Source organism: Trinickia sp., from assembly GCF_051961175.1.
Taxonomy (GTDB): Bacteria; Pseudomonadota; Gammaproteobacteria; order Burkholderiales; family Burkholderiaceae; genus Trinickia.
Window position 1 is genome coordinate 22,479 of record NZ_JBQCDN010000223.1, and the last position, 6,386, is coordinate 28,864.

Consider the following 6,386-nt stretch of genomic DNA (forward strand, 5'->3'; position numbering starts at 1 on the left):
CCATGGATCTTGGAATCGCCGGGCGCACCGCGCTCGTTTGCGCTGCCAGCAAGGGGCTCGGGCGCGGGTGCGCGCAGGCGCTGGCAGCCGAAGGCGTCGATCTCGTGATCGTTGCGCGCACGCGCGAAACGCTGGAGGCGACGGCCGCCGATATCCGCGCGGCAACGGGCGTATCGGTGCGTACCGTCGCTTGCGACATCACGACGCCCGAGGGGAGAGCGGCTGCACTCGCGGCGTGCCCGTCGCCCGACATCCTCGTCAACAATGCCGGCGGGCCGCCGCCGGGCGATTTCCGCCAGTTCACGCACGACGACTGGATTCGCGCGCTCGAAGCGAACATGCTGACGCCGATCGCGCTGTTGCAAGCGACGATCGACGGCATGATCGAGCGCGGCTTCGGCCGGATCGTCAACATCACGAGTTCGGCCGTGAAGGCGCCGATCGACGTGCTCGGGCTGTCGAACGGCGCGCGCTCGGGGCTGACGGGCTTCGTCGCCGGCGTCGCGCGCAAGGTCGTTCAGCACAACGTGACGATCAACAATCTGCTGCCGGGCTTGTTCGATACCGACCGTATCGCCACGACACTGACGGCGCAGGCGCAAGCCAAGGGCATCAGCGTCGATGAGGCGCGGCGCGAGCGTGCGGCCGGCATCCCGGCCCGGCGGCTCGGGCAGAGCGAGGAATTCGGCAAGGCGTGCGCCTTCCTGTGCAGCGCGCATGCCAGCTACATTACCGGGCAAAACTGGCTCATCGACGGCGGCGCGTATCCCGGAACATTCTGAATCCCGGCAGACATGCCGTGCGGCATTCTGTGAGGGGCGGGGAAGTTGGGGCAGCCCCGCGTTGTGCGTGATGTCGAGGATGGCGCTGGCCCCGTCCCGATCATCGATTTTTTCATCCGGCTTGAACAGGAAGGAGCTGTGCCATGTCCCGTTGCGTCGCGCTCATCGCGCACGACCATAAGAAAGACGACATCGTCGCCCTCGCGGGCGAGTACGCGCAGACGCTGCGCCAATGCAGGCTCATTGCCACGGGTACGACGGGCGGGCGCATAGCCGATACGCATGGCTTGACCGTCGAGCGCATGCTCTCGGGGCCGTACGGCGGCGATCTGCAGATCGGGGCGCTGTTGGCCGAGGGGAAAGTGGATCTCGTCGTCTTCCTGCGCGATCCGATGACGCCGCAGCCGCACGAACCCGATATCAACGCACTGGTTCGTGCCTGCGACGTCCATGACGTCCCGTGTGCAACGAACGTGGCCACGGCGCGGATGCTGCTCGACACGCTCGCGGCGCGCACCGCGGCGGGCTAGGGCCGGAAGTCAAGCGAACCATTCGAGCCTCGCGCTCGGCAAGGAGAAACTGCATGGCGAAAGCAATTCGAATCGAACGAACCGGCGGCCCCGAGGTGATGCAGTGGGTCGACGTCGACGTGGGCGCGCCCGGTGAGGGCCAGGTGCGGATCAAGCAGGAATCGGTCGGGCTTAACTACATCGACGTCTACTTCCGCACCGGGCAATACCCGATGCCGCTGCCCGCCGGGCTCGGCATGGAGGCGGCGGGTGTCGTCACGGAGGTCGGCGCCGGGGTGACGCGGTTCAAGACCGGCGATCGCGTCGCCTACGTCGCCCGTCCGCCCGGCGCTTATGCCGAGGAACGCGTGCTCCCGGCCGATGCGCTCGTGAAGCTGCCCGACGCCATCGGCTTCGACGAGGCGGCTTCCGCGATGCTGCAAGGGTTGACCGCGCAGTACCTGCTGCGACGCACCTATCGGGTCGAGCCCGGGCAAACGATTCTGATTCACGCGGCCGCGGGCGGGGTGGGCTTGTTCGTCTGCCAGTGGGCCAAGGCGCTCGGCGCGACCGTGATCGGCACAGTCGGCTCCGACGAGAAGGCGGAACTCGCGAAGGCTCACGGCTGCGATTACCCGATCGTCTACACGCGCGAGAATTTCACGGAGCGCGTGAAGGAAATCACGAACGGGGCGGGTGTGCCTGTCGTCTACGATTCGATCGGCAAGGATACCTATAAGGGCTCGCTCGATTGCCTGGCGCCGCTCGGCTACTTTGTCAGCTTCGGCAGCGCGTCGGGTCCGCTGCCCCCCATCGAGGCAGCCGAATTCTCGAACCGCGGCTCCTTGTTCTTCACGCGTCCGACGTTATTCAGCTATATGGCCAAGCGCGAATGGCTCGATGCGATGGCAGCCGAACTGTTCGATGTCATCGAATCGGGCAAGGTGAAGACGAGCGTGCGTCAGCGCTATGCGCTCAAGGATGTGGCCGATGCGCATCGCGCGCTCGAAGGTCGCAAGACGACGGGCTCCACGGTTCTGATTCCGTGACGGCCTCTTGCATGGGCGTGTCCCCCTCGAACCGATGAGCGATCCGGGCATCAACGTCGTGCTGATCGAGGACGAGCGGCAAATCCGCCGGTTCGTCCGCGCGTCGCTCGAGGCCGAGGGCATGAACGTCTACGACGCCGAAACGGGCAAGGCGGGCTTGACCGAGGCGGCGACACGCAAGCCCGATCTCGTCATCGTCGATCTCGGCTTGCCTGATGCCGACGGCATCGATGTCATCCGCGAGTTGCGCGCATGGGCCGACGTCCCCGTCATTGTGTTGTCGGCGCGGACGCAGGAAGCCGAGAAAGTCGCCGCGCTCGACGCGGGGGCGGACGATTACCTGACCAAGCCGTTTGGCGTGCCTGAATTGCTGGCCCGCATGCGCGCGCATTTGCGGCGACGGCAGCGCGGCGGCGCGAGCGAAGCGGCCCTCGTGCGGTTCGGGGAAATCAGCGTCGATCTCGCGCAGCGCAGCGTCACGCGCGCGGGTGCGCAAGTGCATCTGACGCCGATCGAATACCGCCTGCTTGTCGCGCTGGTGCGGCACGCGGGCCGCGTGCTCACGCATCGGCAGCTGCTCAGCGAAGTGTGGGGGCCCGCCCACGTCGAAAGCCAACACTATCTGCGCATCTACATGGCGCATTTGCGGCGCAAGCTCGAGCACGACGCCGCGCAGCCCGAGCATATCGTGACGGAAACCGGCATCGGCTACCGGCTCGTTGGCGCCATTTGAGACGGAGGGCACCCAAGGCCGTATGACGTCGCAACCGGTGCGGCCGTGCGGCAGCCTGCCTGTCTATAATGGGATATCGGTGCGCTGCGGTCAGGGCGTTCCCGACACGGGCGACCGTGTCTGCACGTGTCCGGTCCACGGTCGGCACGCGCGCGGCTCGACGTCACGTCAACACGAAAGCGGGGAGGGGCAATGATCGACGCACTTTCGCTCGGCGCGGGTCTGTCATGGGCCAGCGGCTTGCGTCTTTATCTCACTGTCTTTCTTGTCGGCATGGCGGCCCGGCTCGGCATCGTGCATTTACCCGATACGCTTGCGACGCTGGATTCGGGCTGGGTGATCGCCGTGGCGGGTGGGTTGGCCGTCGTCGAATTCATGGCGGATCGCATTCCCGCCTTCGATTCGCTTTGGGATGCCATTCATACATTCATCCGCATTCCCGCGGGCGCGCTGCTCGCAGCGGGTTCGCTCGGCCATGCCGATCCGGCCCTGCTCACGATTGCCGCGCTCTTGGGCGGCACGCTCGCGGGCTCCGCGCACCTGACGAAAGCCGGCACGCGCGCGCTGATCAATCTCTCTCCCGAACCGTTCTCGAACTGGATCGCCTCCTCGACCGAGGACGTGCTGGTTTGCGCCGGCCTTGCGCTCGCGTTGTTCGTGCCGATCGTCTTTCTGTTATTGATGGCCGGCTTCGTGGCGTTCGCGATATGGGCGTTGCCGCGTCTGTGGCGCGGTGTGCAGGGTGGCTTCAAGGGGATGGCGGCGCACATGGTGTCGCGCCTCGGCTCGATAGGAGGCAAGCGCGATTGAGCGAAGCGCCGGCCGCCGCTGAGCCCAACGTCCGGCTCGGCCCTCTCGAACTCGTGCGGCAGGCCGCGCGTATGTGTGCGCGCGACTGGCGTGCCGGCGAACTGACGATGCTTGTCATCGCGCTCGTATTGGCCGTTGCGGCCCTGGCCAGTGTCGGCTTCCTCGCCGATCGGTTGCAGCAGGGGCTGGAGCGCGACGCGCGCCGCATGATCGCGGCCGATTTCATCGTTCGCGCCGATCATCCCGTCGATCCGCCGTTCTTCGACGAAGCACGCTCGCTGGGCTTGCGGACGGCGACGACGGCGATTTTCCCGAGCATGGTGGCGCGTATTACGGGAGTGGACGCTGGCGGCGATCCAGCGCTTTCGACAGCCCGGCTCGCCGCGGTCAAGGCCGTATCGGCAAGCTATCCGCTGCGTGGCGCGCTGCGGATCGCCCCAGCGCTCGATGCGCCGGATCGGCGAGCCGACGGCATCCCCGCGAAAGGCACCGTTTGGGTCGACGCGCAGTTGCTCGAAACCCTGCATGCGAAAGTGGGCGACACCGTGCAGGTCGGGAATCGCCGCTTCACGATCGGTGCCGTGATCACGCGCGAGCTCGATCGCGGCTTCGCGTTCGTCAATTTTTCGCCGCGCGTCATGGTGCGCGCCGACGAACTGGGCTCGACCGGGCTCATCGGCTACGGTAGCCGCGTGACATACCGCTTGCTCGTGGCCGGAGACGATGCGGCCGTCGCGCGCTTTGCCGCGTTCGCGCATCAGCGCGTGGACGGCGGCAAGCTTCGCGGCGTCGCGCTCGAATCGCTCGAGGACGGACAGCCTCAAGTGCGCGAGACGCTAGACCGCGCGGGGCATTTTCTGAGGCTCGTCGCGTTGTTGACGGCGCTGCTCGCGGCCGTCGGGATCGCGATGGCCGCGCATCGCTATACGCGTCGCCATCTCGACGGTTGTGCCGTCATGCGTTGCCTCGGCTTGGGGGAGCGCGAGCTGCGGACACTCGTCGTGCTCGAATTCGCGTTCGTCGGACTGACCGGCGGTGTGCTCGGGGTTGCGCTCGGCTATGTGGGACATTTCGCGCTGCTCGCCTGGCTCGGCAGTCTGATCGCGGTGGCGCTGCCCCAGCCGAGCCCGGTGCCCGCCCTCGAAGGCATCGGCGCGGGGCTGGTGCTGTTGTTCGGCTTCGCCTTGCCGCCGCTGTGGACGCTCACGCGCGTGCCGCCGCTACGCGTGCTGCGGCGCGAGTGGAACGGTGACGCACGCACCGCTTGGTGGGCCTACGCCGGCGGCATCGTCCTGTTCGGGGCGCTGCTCGTGCTGGCGGCTGGCGAGCTGAAGCTCGGCGTCATCGTCGCGGGCGGCTTCGGGCTGGGACTCGTGGTGTTTTCGGCGATCGCGCGTCTATCGCTTTGGCTCTGTGCCCGCTTCGCGCGCAGCGAGCGCGGCCGGCGCGCCGCCGCCGCGGTGGGCTGGCGCTATGCGTTGGCGTCGCTGGAGCGGCGCGGCTGGGCGAGCGCGCTGCAGATCACGGCGTTGGCGATCGGCCTCATGTGTCTGCTGCTGATTGCGATGACGCGCAACGATCTCGTGCAAGGCTGGCGACAATCGACACCGCCTGACGCACCCAACGAATTCTTGATCGATATTCAGCCTGACGAGCGGCAGGCCGTCAGCGATTATCTGGCCGGGCATGGCGTGGCGAAGGTGGTACTCGAGCCGATGGTGCGCGGCCGGCTCGTCTCCATCGACGGCAAGCCCGTGGTGCCTGAATCGTATAAGAACGAGAATGCCCGTCGCCTCGTCGATCGCGAGTTCAACCTGTCGTATCGCAGTGTGCTGCCCGTCGATAACCGTATCTCGGCCGGTGCATGGTACGGCGACACGAAGCGGCCCGAGATTTCGATCGAAGCGGGGCTGGCCAAGCTGATCGGCGTGAAGGTGGGCGATGTCCTGCGCTTCGACGTGGCGGGCATCCCGATCGAGGCGCCGATCACGAGCGTGCGTACGCTCGATTGGGGCACGTTCAATGTCAACTTCTTCGTGCTGATGCCGCCGGCCGTCCTGCAAGCATTGCCGGCGTTGTTCATTACGAGCTTTTATCTGCCGCCCGCCCGGCGCGCGGTGCTCGACGGCCTGATCGCCGCGCATCCGAACGTGACGGCGATCGATATCGCACCGATCCTCGCGCAGGTACAGCACGTCGTGGATCAGGTGGTGGGCGCCGTGCAGTTCTTGTTTGCCTTCACGCTCGCGGCCGGTTTGCTCGTGCTTTATTCGGCCCTCGCGGGCACACGCGACGAGCGCGTGCGGGAGTCGGCGTTGTTGCGGGCCCTGGGCGCCTCGCACGGCCAAGTGCGGTCGGTGCAAGCAGCCGAGTTCGCCGTGGTCGGTGCACTCGCGGGCGCCATGGCGGCGGTGGGCGCACAGGCACTCGGCATTGTGCTCGCCACGCGCGTCTTCGATTTCCATCTCGACATCGATCCGTGGCTGCTGCCGGCCGGCGTCGC

6 protein-coding genes are annotated in these 6,386 nt (G+C 66.9%); all 6 read left to right on the forward strand.

Going from position 1 to position 6,386, the window contains the following annotated elements:
* Positions 1-2 precede the first annotated feature (2 nt).
* Positions 3-782 (forward strand): SDR family oxidoreductase, encoded by a 780-nt coding sequence (locus ACTHL0_RS13350; protein WP_440567222.1) that lies wholly within the window; start codon positions 3-5, stop codon positions 780-782.
* A gap of 143 nt (positions 783-925) precedes the next feature.
* A complete protein-coding gene (locus ACTHL0_RS13355) occupies positions 926-1,312 on the forward strand; it encodes a methylglyoxal synthase (protein ID WP_440567223.1) in 387 nt (128 codons plus the stop codon).
* Positions 1,313-1,365: 53 nt separating this feature from the next.
* Positions 1,366-2,340: a quinone oxidoreductase family protein gene (locus ACTHL0_RS13360; RefSeq protein ID WP_440567224.1), complete on the forward strand. Its 975-nt coding sequence runs from the start codon at positions 1,366-1,368 to the stop codon at positions 2,338-2,340.
* Between the two features lie 34 nt (positions 2,341-2,374).
* Complete coding sequence (gene kdpE, locus ACTHL0_RS13365; RefSeq protein ID WP_440567225.1) at positions 2,375-3,073, forward strand: two-component system response regulator KdpE; 699 nt, start codon at positions 2,375-2,377, stop codon at positions 3,071-3,073.
* Between the two features lie 192 nt (positions 3,074-3,265).
* Positions 3,266-3,883: a DUF4126 domain-containing protein gene (locus ACTHL0_RS13370; protein ID WP_440567226.1), complete on the forward strand. Its 618-nt coding sequence runs from the start codon at positions 3,266-3,268 to the stop codon at positions 3,881-3,883.
* A 71-nt stretch (positions 3,884-3,954) separates the two neighbouring features.
* Positions 3,955-6,386, forward strand: a 2,432-nt coding sequence (locus ACTHL0_RS13375; RefSeq protein ID WP_440567228.1) for an ABC transporter permease, incomplete at its 3' end; no start/stop codon positions are given.